Annotated in this window: 11 protein-coding genes; 7 read left to right on the top strand and 4 right to left on the bottom strand. The window is 42.6% G+C overall.

Annotated features, from left to right (window positions below; genetic code table 11):
* Window positions 1-109: 109 nt before the first annotated feature.
* Both U0035_RS06290 and U0035_RS06285 read left to right on the top strand, forming a co-directional pair.
* On the top strand, window positions 110-520 hold the full coding sequence (locus U0035_RS06290) for a c-type cytochrome (protein WP_114789171.1): 411 nt from the start codon (window positions 110-112) through the stop codon (window positions 518-520).
* Between the two features lie 83 nt (window positions 521-603).
* A complete protein-coding gene (locus tag U0035_RS06285; protein WP_114789170.1) occupies window positions 604-1,434 on the top strand; it encodes a 3-keto-disaccharide hydrolase in 831 nt (276 codons plus the stop codon).
* A gap of 193 nt (window positions 1,435-1,627) precedes the next feature.
* Here the strand turns inward: U0035_RS06285 and U0035_RS06280 are convergent, their stop codons facing one another.
* A complete protein-coding gene (locus U0035_RS06280; protein ID WP_114789169.1) occupies window positions 1,628-3,523 on the bottom strand; it encodes a gamma-glutamyltransferase family protein in 1,896 nt (631 codons plus the stop codon).
* A gap of 80 nt (window positions 3,524-3,603) precedes the next feature.
* On the opposite strand from U0035_RS06280, the gene U0035_RS06275 reads away from it, so the two are divergent.
* From U0035_RS06275 to U0035_RS06260, 4 genes are all read left to right on the top strand, one after another.
* A complete protein-coding gene (locus tag U0035_RS06275) occupies window positions 3,604-4,689 on the top strand; it encodes a Gfo/Idh/MocA family protein (RefSeq protein WP_114789168.1) in 1,086 nt (361 codons plus the stop codon).
* Between the two features lie 112 nt (window positions 4,690-4,801).
* Entirely contained in the window at window positions 4,802-5,026 is a 225-nt protein-coding gene (locus U0035_RS06270; protein ID WP_114789167.1) for a hypothetical protein, read from the top strand.
* 505 nt (window positions 5,027-5,531) lie between these two features.
* Window positions 5,532-5,882 carry a hypothetical protein gene (locus tag U0035_RS06265; RefSeq protein ID WP_114789166.1) on the top strand — a complete coding sequence of 117 codons (351 nt, stop codon included), beginning with the start codon at window positions 5,532-5,534 and terminating at the stop codon, window positions 5,880-5,882.
* Window positions 5,883-6,164: 282 nt separating this feature from the next.
* Window positions 6,165-6,683 (top strand): REP-associated tyrosine transposase, encoded by a 519-nt coding sequence (locus U0035_RS06260; RefSeq protein WP_114789165.1) that lies wholly within the window; start codon window positions 6,165-6,167, stop codon window positions 6,681-6,683.
* Between the two features lie 543 nt (window positions 6,684-7,226).
* Here the strand turns inward: U0035_RS06260 and U0035_RS06255 are convergent.
* The 3 genes from U0035_RS06255 to U0035_RS06245 form a co-directional block, all read right to left on the bottom strand.
* Window positions 7,227-8,543 (bottom strand): erythromycin esterase family protein, encoded by a 1,317-nt coding sequence (locus tag U0035_RS06255; protein ID WP_162817742.1) that lies wholly within the window; start codon window positions 8,541-8,543, stop codon window positions 7,227-7,229.
* A 603-nt stretch (window positions 8,544-9,146) separates the two neighbouring features.
* Entirely contained in the window at window positions 9,147-10,643 is a 1,497-nt protein-coding gene (gene pyk, locus U0035_RS06250) for a pyruvate kinase (protein ID WP_114789163.1), read from the bottom strand.
* A gap of 110 nt (window positions 10,644-10,753) precedes the next feature.
* Window positions 10,754-11,974 (bottom strand): 6-phosphofructokinase, encoded by a 1,221-nt coding sequence (locus U0035_RS06245; RefSeq protein WP_114789162.1) that lies wholly within the window; start codon window positions 11,972-11,974, stop codon window positions 10,754-10,756.
* A gap of 144 nt (window positions 11,975-12,118) precedes the next feature.
* Between U0035_RS06245 and U0035_RS06240 the strand changes: the two genes are divergently transcribed.
* Window positions 12,119-14,227, top strand: coding sequence for a prolyl oligopeptidase family serine peptidase (locus tag U0035_RS06240; protein WP_114789161.1), 2,109 nt, complete (start codon window positions 12,119-12,121; stop codon window positions 14,225-14,227).
* The last annotated feature ends 128 nt before the right edge of the window (window positions 14,228-14,355 follow it).

Here is a 14,355-nt window from a genome sequence, read left to right as displayed (position 1 = left end):
CAAAAATATTATATGAAATAAGGCATAAAAATTTTCAAGTAATTTTAAGGAAAACGACGAAAATTTTTATGCAGAATTACATGTGACTAAAATCAATAAAAATATACACATGAAAAAAATTATACTCTCGTTATCTATTTTATCTGTAATTGCTGCCTGCGGTGGAGGTGATGCCGAAAAGAAAGGCGGTGAAGGTACGGCTGCCACACCCTCAACTTCTGAAACGACTTCATTATCTGACCTTTCTTCCAATCCCGTTTATCAAAAGGGGCTTGAATTGACGGGTAAATATCAATGTCCTACCTGCCATAAAATCGATGAAAAGCTGACAGGACCAGGTTATCGCGAGGTAGCGAATAAATATGCAGGAGCAGATGAAGCTACTATCAGCAAGCTGGCTAAGAAAGTGATTGAAGGTGGCTCCGGCGTTTGGGGTGAAGTGCCAATGACGCCGCATCCTAATGTTACCGAACAGGAAGCCAAGGATATGGTAGCCTATATTCTTTTATTAAAGAAATAGTTGTTTGCTATTTGTTGGGATGGAGAGATTGTCTGTGTTAACAACAGGCATTGATCGTTGCGTTTATTAATTAAGAAATCTATATGAAGAAATTTGCATCATTAGCCTTTGTGGCTGCTTCGGCGTTTGCTGTTTACTCCTGTACGCCCAAGCCTACAAAAAATCCGCCGCCAACTACCACGCCGGCTCCCAAGCCAACCCCACCGGCTCCGCAGCCTAACCCCGAGCCGGTAAAACCCGCGCCTGTTGCAGAGGTTGCAGCAAATGTTTTAACGGTAAAAGAAAAGGCGGCAGGCTGGAAGTTGTTATTCGACGGTACATCAACCGATGGGTGGCATGCGTATGGATCTAAGTCAATAGGAACCGCGTGGAAAACAGCAAACGGTGCACTGTTTCTTGATACCAATAAGGACGGTGAGCCCAAAACAGGGGGTGATATTGTTTCCGATAAAGAGTATGGCAATTTTGAATTGCAGATTGATTGGAAGATTGACAAGAATGGTAACAGCGGTATTTGTATTTATAGTCATGAAGACAGAGCCCGTTACGAATGGATGTGGAGCACAGCACCTGAGATCCAGATAGTGGATAATGAAGGTCATCCCGATGGTAAGATATTTAAGCATCAGGCGGGGGATTTATACGATCTGATACCTGCAAAAAGCCATGCTGAGCATCCTCCGTTGGAATGGAACACTTACCTGATCCGCTGCGTGAATGGCAAGCTGGATGTGCATTTGAACGGCGTACATATTATCGATACCCAGCTTTGGAATGATAACTGGCGGACCCTGATCGCTGGCAGCAAGTTTAGAAATGCCGCTGATTTCGGCACTTATAAAGTAGGCCGCATTGGTTTACAGGATCATGGCAATAATGTATGGTTCAGGAATATTAAGATTAAGGAATTATAGCTTTTAAACGGTAATTTTTATACGAACGCTTCGGGTTAACCCGGAGCGTTTCTTTTTTTCTTTTCGTCCGGAGTCTCCATGATGAGGACTCCGGACAACTTATGCAGCGTCTCGTAAGGACGCTGAGTTGGTTGTCGGAATGCTTTCTTTTTGTCCAGAGTCTCCCAAAAGAGGACTCCGGACAAGTTTAACTTTACCACCCAATTCCATAGTCTTCTCCATGGTTGCTCGATCCGCCCCATAGGCTGCCATGTTTCCAATCGAAGTAGATAGCGTTGATGGGGCCACTGGTTCGGTCGTCGAAGCTAAGCGTATAGCCCATTTTCTTTAATTCGCTGCGGGTAGCTTCTTTAGTATTATCGTTTAATAAGATGCTGCCCGTGCGTGGTTTGCGATCTTCCATCTTCGTCCCGCCCAATGATAGCCATAGCTGGTTGCTGTTGAAGTTAGCAGCTTCGGTAGCTTGCTGCACCGTCATATCAAATTCTACCATATTTAAAAAGAATTGCAATAAGTTTTGTTCTTGTGTATCGCCACCCTGCACTGCAAAAGATAGAAACGGTTTGCCGCCTTTCAATGCCAATGAAGGTGTTAAGGTTACCCTTGGTCTTTTGCCAGGTGCCACCACATTAAAAGGATTGATGATCTCGTCTAAAACAAAGCTTTGCATACGCTGGCTCATGCCGACACCCGTGTTGCCGGCAATACAGGCCGGTAGCCAGCCGCCGCTCGGTGTAATGGATACCACCCAACCATCTTTATCCGCCGCTTCTACGCTGGTAGTGCCCCGCCAGAGCCGGTCCTGGTATAATTCATCAGTTGAAGTATTAAATGAATTACCGGTTCTTATATCGTGCGTGGGCATAAATTGACGGTCGGAACTATCGGTGCTGAAGCTTCTTTTTTTAAGCAACTCCAGGTAGGTATTGGTTTTGTTTTCGAAAGGGTAGGGGTCTCCCGGACCCATGGCCGGGTCATTTTGATTTGGATTTATTAATGCAGCACGTTGTTTTGCATAGTCTTTACTCAGCAGTCCTTTAATGGGTTCAACGGGTGGCATATACGGATCGCCATAATAAAAGTCTCTGTCGGCAAAACTCAGGTTCATGGCCTGGTACACCGTATGGATATACTGGCTGCTGTTGTAGCCCATCTTTTTCAGATCAAAGTTTTCCAGTATGTTCAGGGCTTGCAACAGGGAAGGCCCCTGTGTCCAGGATTGCATTTTATATACGTCAATGCCTTTGTAATTAGTTTGTAGTGCTTCCTCTTCTATCGGCTTCCAGTTGGCCAGATCCTGTAGAGTAATTAAGCCCCCCTGTTCCTGGCAGCCTCTTACAAACTCCTGGGCAATATCTCCTTTGTAAAAGCGATCGTAAGCCGCCATAATAGCGTCTTTACGGCCTTTCTTTTGCTGCAGGGCTTGTTGTTCGGCTTCCACCATTTTATTAAGCGTAGTCAACAGGTCTTTTTGAATGAAGATCTCGCCCGCTTCGGGAGCTTCACGCTTTTCGCCGGGACGTGTTAAAAATGTTTTGCGGCTGTAGGGCCATTCTTTGATCCGGGTTTTATTACGTTCAATACTATTGGCGGTCTGTGCTTCTATGGGATAACCAGCAGCCAGCTGCATGGCAGGTTCCAGCACTTCTTTCAAGCTTTTGGTACCGTAGTTGGCCAGCATCAGGCAGATACCACCCGGCGTGCCGGGTGTGGTAGCGGCCAGCGGACCATATTCTGGTGGGAATGAGTATCCTTTCTTTTTAAAGAAATCAACAGTAGCGCCCGTTGGCGCTACGCCCATCGCATTAATAGCAATTACCTTTTTGGTTTTGGGATTATAAATAAGCGCCTGTGTTTCGCCGCCCCAGCTCAGTACATCCCACATCGTACAGGTAGCGGCGAGCATCGCACAGGCCGCATCTACGGCATTGCCACCTTTTTGAAAAATTGCAGCACCCGCTGTGGCAGCCAAAGGCTTGCCTGTTATAGCCATCCAGTTTTTGCCATGCAGCAGTGGCTTTTGCGTGGGTTGCGCAACTATGCTACTGATCGAGAAGAATAAAAATGCGATAAAGAAGACAGGTTTCATGCTGATGGGTTTGGTTACTAAAGATAAGCATTGAAAAAATCATATTTTTGAGAAAGCCATTATTCAATAAGTAATTATTCATGAAAACGATTTATCTAATACTTATCTGTCTCGCTTGCACGCTTGGAGTCAATGCCCAGGATAAGCGCCCACTTGCCATTGCCTTGGCGGGGTTGAGCCACGATCATGTGAACCTGATCATGGATCATTACAAGAAGAAAGAAATTAACCTGGTAGGGATTGCGGAGCCCAATAAAGAACTTGTAAATAAGTTTAAAAAATCGGCAGGCATCCCGGATAGTTTGTTTTATGATGACCTGAAAGTGCTGCTTCAAAGGAAGAGGCCCGAAGTAGTAATGGCCTTTAATGCCATTAGTGAGCATATTGATGTAGTAAGGGTTTGCGCACCATTGAAAATCGATGTAATGGTAGAGAAGCCTTTGGCGACCTCCGTAAAGCATGCAGAAGAAATAGCAATGCTGGCAAAGAAGTATAATACAAAGGTACTTACTAATTACGAAACCACCTGGTATGGCACCAACCAGGAAATTTATAGAAGAGTAAAAGAAGGCCGTATTGGAGATGTAGTAAAAATGGTAGCGCACGACGGGCATGAAGGACCCGAAGAAATTGGCTGTAGCCGTTTCTTTCTCGACTGGCTGACCGACCCTGTGAAAAACGGTGCCGGTGCTTTAAATGATTTTGGTTGTTATGGCGCCAATTTATTTACCTGGCTGATGAATAACCAAATGCCGGTTTCAGTCTTTGCCGTTACCCACCAAATTAAGCCCGCCATTTATCCTAAAGTAGATGATGATGCTACGATCATCCTGGAATATCCCAATGCTACAGGAATTATAGAAGCCTCCTGGAACTGGCCTTACAGCATTAAGGACTGGGAAGTGTTTGGCAAAACCGGTTACCTGCAGGCCGTAAATAATAAAGCGCTGCGTACCAAAACCAATAAAACAGGTTACGAGATCAATGAAGTTACGTCACCGCAGGCGCCTTATCAAAGTTACCTGGCTTATGTCACCGCCTTATTACGCAAAGAAATTGCAGCTGCTGACGATCTGTCTTCATTAACAAATAACATAATTGTGGTAAAGATCCTTGCGGCGGCAAAAGAGTCGGCCAGGACGGGGAAGAAAGTGTTAATGAAGTAAAATCCGTGTGCTGCCGTTGTTGTGTCTTTTTGACTAAAGGAGCGAGGCTTAATGTCTGGTTTCCATGTTTCATTAACATATGATGGATATAGAACGTATAAAATTGTATCCTATGATAGGAAGAGATACTTGCATTTGGCAACCTTTGGACAATTTACCAAAATTAATGTCACTAAAGAGTTTTGCCGATGATGAAAGGGGAATCACGATTTCTTTGTATGACGCTAAAGAAAATATTGATGCTGTAACCAAAGAATTTGTAATCAACTTTCCTAATGTTTATGCATACAGAAATATAGATGAAGGCTATCATCTGGATTCTGCAATTTACATCTAGGCATGAATTCTTCTTTATTTATAGTTAAAGACGGCGATTTTTGATGCCTTTGTTGGTGGTTTTTCACCAACAAATTTTAGAGTCGCTAAATTGCCAATCATTTTTTGTTCAGGATATGGTTAATGACCTTGGATATACGTGTTTAAGAGATGTCAGCAGTCAAGGCAATAAAATGATCATTTCGTTTTATGACATTACTCAAAAAAGGAGGTGAAGGATTCAGTTCTGTATTTTTATTGCGAACTAACTATGCAGTTGGTAGATATGCCTAGAAGAAAAATGGAAAAAAGTTGTGGATATTATATATTAGATAAAAATAGTAAGAAGTATCTGGCGTGCAGTAACCTGCTTGCTTATGCGACCGATATAAGGTTGATTGAATGATTTTTACGTAGCAAGTATTTAGAGAGTTGCCGTTGTTGCTTCTTTTCGCAAGGCAATAGAAGCTGCTTGCTATCGATGAAAAATAAAAATAGTGCCTGACAATAGGATCAAAAAGGATAAGATGTTGGAGGATGCAAATTATATGTCGATATATGACAGACAAGTTATTCAAGGAATTATTAGCGATAACCAGTTTGGTATTGATTCGGTCAATAGTCTACAGCAAGTGCAATATATAGCTTTTGATAGGGACAGGTATCCCGAAATAGTGGCGCTGATTGAAGCAGGAAAGATTGACCATATAGAACGTAAGGATGATGTTCAATTGCCCGCAAGAAGTTCAGATATAAAAGAATTTCTGGATATTATAACTTTTAAAGATCAGCAAGATCGAAATTATATCGCTACCATTTATAATAGTGATTCGTTATACCAGGATCCTGAAATTATTGATATTTTTAAAGTAGTGTAACAAATAGACATTGATTAAATTGGTTAAAGGATACATAGTGTCAACCGTTTTCAGATATGATTGAGCTAATTATCTATTGTATAATTGGTATTCTTCTATTCCTATATGGAATAAGAGCATTTGTCGCTGGAATCAAAAAAGAGAAAAAGTGTTATTTTCATAAAGATGGCTACGACGGCAGCAAGTATCTCTTAAAAGAAAATTGATGCCGTTGTTGGTGTTTTTCACCAACAAATTTTTACGGTCGATTTTGCTTATTTTTAGGTATCAGATATTCATATCATGGTTGCGCTAATCACTGAATACCCACAATTTTTTACAGCTACAAATTTGGAGTGGAAGCCATTATTGAAAACAGTAGCGAATAAAGAAATAGTAATAAGTAGTCTCCGCTTTCTCGTCGAAAATAAAAGGATAAAGCTGTATGCATTCGTTATAATGCCCAATCACCTACACCTTATATGGCAGATGCAGCCGCTTATTCATCCTACCCATGTACAAAGAGACTTTTTAAAGTATACAGCACAGCAGATAAAATATCATATGCAACAACACGACCCGGAAATGTTGCAAGCGTTTTTTGTAGGAGCAGCCGATAGGATGTATCAGTTTTGGGAGCGTAATCCTTTAAGTATTGAATTGAGAAGTCACATTTTTTTTCAGCAAAAACTCGACTACATACATTTCAATCCGGTTCGCGCCGGCTTATGTAAGTATCCGGAAGAGTATTTATATTCATCAGCACAGTTTTATAGAACGGGAGTGGATAACTGGGGCTTTTTATCGCATCATGCAGACTGAAATGATGGTATTTTGCTGTTGGTGAGAAACACCAACAGCGGCCGAAGGACACGGAAGAAGGCGTTGTTGAAGCAAAATCCGTTCGCTGCCATTGTTGTTTTTTTTTGACCAACAACTGAAGCGCGGCAGCATAGCTGAATGTTGAGGCAGTATTTCTGAATCAGCTATTGTTAAATAATATATTGCTGTTGGTGAAAAATACCAACAGTGACGAAAATGACAAAGGCAGGTTGGCGCCTTGCCGTTGTTGTGTCTTTTGACCAACAACTGAAGGGCGGCCGGATAGTTAATTGTTGGGTGTGTGTTTTTGTATCAGCTATTGTTAAATAATATATTGCCGTTGTTTAAAAATACCAACAGTGACGAAAATGACAAAGGCAGGTTGGTGCCTCGCCGTTGTTGTGTCTTTTTGACCAACAACTGGAGCATGCGTGTTTTAATTAATTGATCTATTCCGCCCCTAATCAGTTGTTGTATATATTTGCTGTTGGTGAAAAACACCAACAGCGGCCATACGGCAACAATCTTGATAGGATTACGCTATCACTTCCCATCATCTTTATCCAAAAATAGTAACGCATCAAACGCCGTACTAACGGGCAGCATAAAAAAGCTCACTTTATTGGCCTGCATAGGCCGGTTTAACGAAAGCCAGTGAGCAACTTCCGGAGAAGGTGCAGCCGCCCTCAAATCCAGTATATACCGCGGCCGGTTTACCTGTAATAGTGCTTTGTCGAGACTATTTGCCTGCAGTGTAGTCGTTTCCGGAGCAATGCTGGATCCTATGATAAAAAAATTGTTGCCTAATATGGACCTCAGGTATTCGCCTGCACTGTTGGGTGGCTGTGCAAATGCATCCCATACGCCACCGGTGGTGGGCGCATTTTTTACGTGGGCATTATGTGCAAACACCAATACCTTTCCACCATTAGCCCCGTTATGAAGTATCCAATTAATATTATCGGCCATAGCAGCATCGCGTGCGTTCATGGCTTTCCATGCGTTGGGCGGTATTTTACCTGGTTGATCCGGCGGTATCACGCGCATCATCCGGTCCCGCTGCAATGCGGCAATGGCGTTACGGTGCGCCCATTGATAAGCGTCTTTGGAACTCCTGTTAATAAAAACCATTCGCTGGCGTTCCAGCAGGGCTAGTATATTTTCCAGTATTATGGTAAGGACATTCTGGTCCTTTAAAGAAAGTGCCGGATACTTCGCCACAGACATCTGCGTTAAATAGAAGGCCAGTTCAACGTTGGCCCGACGGGCCGCACCCTCATCAACATTTTGAAGGTAAGTCAGTACATGGTCCAGCGCAGCATGGTTAGGGGTGGTACCTCCCGGGAAGCCGATCATCTGTATATCCATACCATAGAACCTGAGCTTTATGGTATGGGCGCTATCGGCGTTGTATTGCCGCATCCAGTTCAGCAGTTCTATATTTTCAGCTGCAGGCTCGCCAATACTTAATGCCGCCGCTGCATCTTTGGCCGTTCCTCTGCCGCCCGCAATATAATCTGCTGCAAGCCGCGATTGGGCCAGGTCGCCCTCAATGGCAATGGTGGTAAAGCCGCAATGCTGCACTAAAAATTTGAAGAGCCGGTTTCTAAAAGCAAGTGGCTCGTGAAAGCCATGGGCCGGTTCTCCCAAAGCCACCACACGGGCATCGCCAATCATTTGCTTTATAGGGTACAGGTCTTTATCATCCGTAGCTTTATCGCTCGCCTGCAAAGGATAAGCATGTTTGTGGGCCCAGCTTACAAATGCATTATTACCAATTGAGCTGTCTGCCGTTGACTGAGCAAAACTGGGCACATTCCAAAACAGGAAGATGCAAGCTGCTATAAGCTTTTTAATCAAGAGAGCTTTAAGAGTAATCTTGTGGCGAACATTGGGCATACGCTATGTTTTAATACAATAACTGATTTTTACAAAGGTGATTCTTTGTATCATGCTCCTATTATGAAATGTGATGAAATGGCAGAATAATGGGGTGAAAGAATGTTGGGGCAGGTTAGTACATTTGTTGGTGAAGAAGTTGATAGATTTTTAGCTGGAATGAGCTTATTACTGCGGGATTTCAAATGGGGTTCTGATATAGAATTCTTATAGATTTATCTTCTCCCTCTGCTGTTCAACGCACTGCCGTTGTTGTGTCTTTTTGATTGACAACTGAAGGGTGGGACGGGATAGCTAGTTATTGAGATGTCGTTCTATACCTGTTCCTATGGAATGCTATTTGCTGTTGGTGAAAAAACACCAACAAAGGCCAAAAGTTTTTTTGCCACTAATGCACGAATAAATACTCCGGTATTAGTAAGACGAATTTTACGAGCGATTATAGATTCATATATACCCGTTTGCTCTTACAGGCAAGAAGCATTCGTGTATTCGTGGCAAACCCATCAGTTATAAAAAACGCCACCCTCGCAGGCGGCGTTTCAATTATCTAAACCTAATCAATTATTGTTCGATCTTAGTGATCTTAATCGTATTAGTAGGTATTTTTAAATGTACAGGCGTACTACCGGTACTTACCGCAATATCTCCTTTCTTTAAATAACCATTGGTTTTTAAAATTTCGATCTGCTCGGAGAAGATGGTATCCAGGCTACGCTCATCATCATCGTATAAGAAGCTGCGTACGCCCCATGCCAGGCTCATCTGGTTAATAAGGCCGGGGTGCTTGGTGAATACGTATAAAGGCACTTTAGGGCGATAGCTGCTGAGCATAAAGCCGGTATAGCCGCTCTGTGTCATACCTATAAGGGCATTAGCCGCTACATCCTTTGCGAGGTGGCAGGCATTATAACATACCGCATCGCTGGTAAGGGTAGGGGAGTGCGGCTGAGGCTGCAATACCTCATCCAGGTCGTAGTTATACTCCGTACGCTCAATCTCTACAATGATCTTACGCATGGTTTCTACCACCAATGTTGGGTGTAAACCAGTAGCGGTCTCCCCGCTCAGCATCACCGCGTCAGCACCTTCCAATACCGCGTTGGCCACATCCGTAATTTCGCTGCGGTTGGGCTTGGTACGGTCTATCATGCTTTCCATCATCTGCGTAGCCACAATTACAGGCTTCGCACGGTGAATACATTTTTTAATGATATTTTTCTGGATCAAAGGTACTTTTTCAACCGGAAGCTCAACACCCAGGTCGCCACGTGCAATCATAATCGCATCCGACGCATTAATGATGTCGCGGATATTAGGAATCGCTTCAGGCATTTCTATTTTAGCAATGATCTTGCTGCGGCTCTTCTTCTTATCCAGTATCTTTCTCAGCTTCTTAATATCTTCTGTCTGGCGTACAAAGCTCAATGCAACCCAGTCCAGTTCCTGCTGAATGATAAAGTCAAGATCGGCCAGGTCCTTAGGCGTTAAAGCAGGTAAGGATATCTTGGTGTCAGGAAGGTTAACCCCTTTTTTGGAAGAGATAAAACCACCCAATAATACTTCTACCTGTACATCATTATTAGGCAGTATCTTTTTTACTACCACTTCCAGCTTTCCGTCGTCGATCATGATCTTGTTACCTACTTTCACATCTGTATGAAAGTTAGGATAATGGATGTACAGCTTTTCTTTATTACCGATGATCTTCTGGCTGGTAAAAATAAATTTATCGCCAGGGCTTACCGGCATGCCGCCACCCTCAATTTCTCCTACACGTAATTTAGGCCCTTGTAAGTCGCCTAATATAGCCACATGTGTGCCTTCTACGCGGTTGATCTCGCGGATGTATTCAATGATATCTTTCTTTTCTTCATGGGCACCATGAGAGAAGTTGAGCCTGAATACATTTACACCTGCATGTACCAGCGCTAATAATTTGTCGTATGTGTTACAAGCAGGGCCTACGGTTGCTACAATTTTAGTTCTTGCAAAGGTCTGGTCGGGCTTTGCAATCTTTTTTGTAGCTGTTTTTTTTGTAGTTGCTAATTTTTTAGCCATAATATTTTTGAGTGGTTGTTTGTTTATCTTTTTGATATAACCGGGCTTTAAACTACCGTTCTAAAAGCATAAGAGCCGCAAACCTTGCAGCTCTTATATCAACATTTTAATTAATTCCAGTTTAAGATGGTTGAAAATACAAACTCTTCAGGATTGCTTACGAATTGCTTCGCCGCTTCAACATCTTCTGCTGTTAAATACTGAAGATTATCTTCCAACACCATTTTGGTCTTAGCATCTTCAATATTTACCAGCCTTGTTTTTACTTTACCGTTTTCACCCGTTACATCTTTAAGGAACAACGGATTTACTTCACCTTTATTGTTCACGGTTACTACGCAACCGGTCAATCCCTGGTCAAATAGTTTTTTAACACCGGTTCCCAGCATGGTGCAATATTGCAGATCGAACGCAGCCGGAGGTAAGCAACGCAGCTCGTAGCCTAACTCTACAGGACGACATTTAATATCCAGCCCCAGCTCTTTTAACTTGTTTTGCAGTAAAACGTTGTAGATATGAGCTTTACTTACGTTACCTAATTCAGGGTGACCATGCGCATCATAAGTAAACTGAACGCCTGATTCTTTGATCACCTCATCGCTCATAAAATGGAAAATACCTTCACTTACAATAGCCACGCCATAGTTAATGCCTAAGATCTTTCTTTTCAGAATAGCTGAAACGATCAGTTTGGTAATGTTCTCAAAGTTCAAAGTAGCTTTGGTAAACATTTCCGGCATTACGATCATAGGTAAATGACAAGAGCTGCCAATGCTGAAGGCCAGGTGACCGGCTTCACGACCCATTGCAGATACTACAAACCAGTTAGCCGATGTTTTAGCATCTTCATAAACGGTTTTGGTAATTCTTACACCTTCCTCGGTAGCGCTCTGGTAGCCAAAGGTTGGTTGGTTATCGGGCAGTGGTAAATCGTTGTCAATTGTTTTAGGAACATGTATATTCTGAATAGGAAATTTGTTCTCGGTTAAAAACAGGGAAATCCGGTTGGCTGTAGATGCAGTATCGTCACCACCAATGGTAACCAGCAACTTTACATTGTTGTTTACAAAGAAATCCTGTGTAAACTCTTCGTTTTTAGGTTTGTAGCGGCTCATTCTTAATACAGAACCACCTCTTGTCAACACGCTGTCAGCCAGTTCAAAATCTATATCTACAGTAGATGCTTTTCCGGTAAAAAGGTTTTTATAACCATCGTGCAGGCCAATTACTTTGTATCCGCTTTTTAAAAAGATCTTGGATACGGAGCTAATAACACTGTTAATGCCGGGAGCGGGACCTCCCGCAGCAAGAATTAAAATACTTTGTTGCATATTGGTTTTTATAATTGTAAGCTTCAAATATATTAAAAATCCCGTTGTGTGTAGAAAACACTTTAAGGGAATTTGATTTTTGATGACCGGTAAAAGAAATAAATTTTAAATAGATATTTTTGAACATATTTTAAACAAATGCATATGAAGCAGCTTTTACCGCTTATTGCGATATTTACAACGATGGAAATGCAGGCACAGATTCAGTACCCTGTTACTGAAAAGAAAACAGTTACAGATGACTATTTCGGAACAAAAGTAGAAGACCCTTATCGCTGGCTGGAGGATGATAATGCCGATGCTACCAAAAAATGGGTAGTAGAGCAGAATAAAGTAACCGACGCTTATCTTTCTAAAATCCCTTTCAGGGATAAAATAGAAGCCAGGTTGGAAAAGTTATGGAACTATCCCAAATCGGGAGCCCCTTTTAAAAAAGGAGATTGGTATTATTATTATAAAAACAGCGGGTTGCAGAACCAGTCGGTTTTATATCGTACGAAAGACCTGAAGGCTGAACCTGAAGTATTCCTGGATCCTAATACCCTGAGTAAAGAAGGTATTGTGGCATTAAGCGGATTGTCTTTTAGCAAATCGGGTAAACTACTGGCATATTCCCTGTCGAAAGCCGGTAGCGACTGGACCGAGATATTTTTAATGGACGTAGAAAGCAAAAAACTGCTGAGCGATAAAATTGAATGGACCAAGTTCGGCGGCGCTGCCTGGAAAGGAGAAGAGGGTTTTTATTACAGTGCCTATGATAAGCCCGATGAAAAATCGAAACTGAGTAAGGCCAACGAGTTTCAGAAAGTGTATTATCATAAAATGGGTACGGCGCAGTCGGAAGATCAACTGGTTTACGAAGATAAAGAGCATCCTAAACGTTATTTCGGCTGTGGATTGACAGAAGACGAGCGTTTTTTAATTCTGAGCATTTCTGAAGGCACGAGTGGCGGCGAACTTTGGTTCCGCGACCTGAAAGATCCGGCTCAAACAGGCTTTAGCTTGCTGGTAAAAGGTTTTGACACCGAATCGGACGTGGTAGATAATGATGGCGATAAACTGTTGGTTAAAACCAATTATCAATCGCCCAATTTCAGGGTAGTGGTAGTGGATCCTAAAAATCCTGCCCGTGAAAACTGGAAAACCATTATACCGGAGCAGAAAGAAGTGTTGCTGGGTGTAGGTACCGGCGGTGGGAACCTGTTTACCAACTACCTGAAAGACGCTTCCAGCAGGGTGTATCAGTATGATTACAGCGGCAAGCAGATCAGGGAGATTAAATTGCCTGGAATTGGCTCTGCAGGAGGATTTGGCGCTGAGAAAGAAGATAAAGAATTTTATTATAGCTATTCTTCCTTCGCTACACCTCCGTCTATTTATAAGTACGATATAGCAAGCGGTAAATCGGAGTTGTACAAAACAACTGAGATCAATATGAGCACCGCTGATATTGTAACCGAACAGATTTTCTTTACCAGTAAGGATGGTACTAAAGTGCCGATGTTTTTGACATACAAAAAAGGGTTGAAGAAAGATGGCAATAACCCTGTTTTATTATATGGCTATGGAGGCTTCAATATACCAATGACGCCCGGTTTTAGTGTAAGCAATGCTTTCTTTGTAGAGCAGGGCGGTATTTATGTAGTGGTAAACCTGAGGGGTGGTAACGAATATGGCGAAGAATGGCATAAAGCGGGTATGCTATTGAAAAAACAAAATGTGTTTGATGACTTTATTGGCGCTGCTGAATACCTGGTAAAAAACAAATACACCAACAGCAGTAAGATAGCGGTACGGGGCGGTAGTAATGGTGGATTGCTGGTCGGTGCTGTAATGACCCAACGTCCTGACCTGTTTAAAGTGGCTATTCCGCAGGTAGGAGTGTTAGATATGTTGCGTTATCATAAATTTACGGTAGGCTGGGGCTGGGCGGTAGAGTATGGCAATGCAGACTCTGCCCAGTATTTCCCTTATTTGTATAAATACTCTCCGTATCATAATTTAAAGAAAGGCGTATCTTATCCGGCTACCATTGTTACTACCGGTGATCATGATGATCGTGTAGTACCCGCGCACTCTTTCAAGTACGCAGCCAGGTTACAGGAATATCATAAAGGAGAAAACCCGGTGTTGATCCGTATTGAAACGAATGCAGGACATGGCGCGGGTAAGCCTACCAGTAAGGTAATTGAAGAAGCTGCGGATATATGGGCGTTTACGATGTATAACCTGGGAATGAATTATAAAGATTGATGTATAGATTAACCCCGCCTGAACGGTGTAATCAGTCGGGCAGGCGCTGAGAACCGGAGAAGCGGAGATAGCGCACGCAGAGTTTGGGTATTATAAATCCCCGACATTAGTTTTAGGAATGAGATTAA

The organism is Niabella yanshanensis (genome assembly GCF_034424215.1).
GTDB lineage: Bacteria > Bacteroidota > Bacteroidia > Chitinophagales > Chitinophagaceae > Niabella > Niabella yanshanensis.
The sequence above is the reverse complement of the archived record's forward strand: the minus strand, read 5'-3'. Positions and strand labels throughout refer to the sequence as shown.

Bases quoted from the DNA above. Each gene is read 5' to 3' on its own strand.
- U0035_RS06285 (WP_114789170.1), top strand. From the start codon at position 604: ATGAAGAAATTTGCATCATTAGCCTTTGTGGCTGCTTCGGCGTTTGCT.
- U0035_RS06275 (WP_114789168.1), top strand. From the start codon at position 3,604: ATGAAAACGATTTATCTAATACTTATCTGTCTCGCTTGCACGCTTGGA.
- U0035_RS06240 (WP_114789161.1), top strand. From the start codon at position 12,119: ATGAAGCAGCTTTTACCGCTTATTGCGATATTTACAACGATGGAAATG.
- U0035_RS06260 (WP_114789165.1), top strand. From the start codon at position 6,165: ATGGTTGCGCTAATCACTGAATACCCACAATTTTTTACAGCTACAAAT.
- pyk (WP_114789163.1), bottom strand. From the start codon at position 10,643: ATGGCTAAAAAATTAGCAACTACAAAAAAAACAGCTACAAAAAAGATT.
- U0035_RS06280 (WP_114789169.1), bottom strand. From the start codon at position 3,523: ATGAAACCTGTCTTCTTTATCGCATTTTTATTCTTCTCGATCAGTAGC.
- U0035_RS06245 (WP_114789162.1), bottom strand. From the start codon at position 11,974: ATGCAACAAAGTATTTTAATTCTTGCTGCGGGAGGTCCCGCTCCCGGC.
- U0035_RS06265 (WP_114789166.1), top strand. From the start codon at position 5,532: ATGTTGGAGGATGCAAATTATATGTCGATATATGACAGACAAGTTATT.
- U0035_RS06290 (WP_114789171.1), top strand. From the start codon at position 110: ATGAAAAAAATTATACTCTCGTTATCTATTTTATCTGTAATTGCTGCC.
- U0035_RS06270 (WP_114789167.1), top strand. From the start codon at position 4,802: ATGATAGGAAGAGATACTTGCATTTGGCAACCTTTGGACAATTTACCA.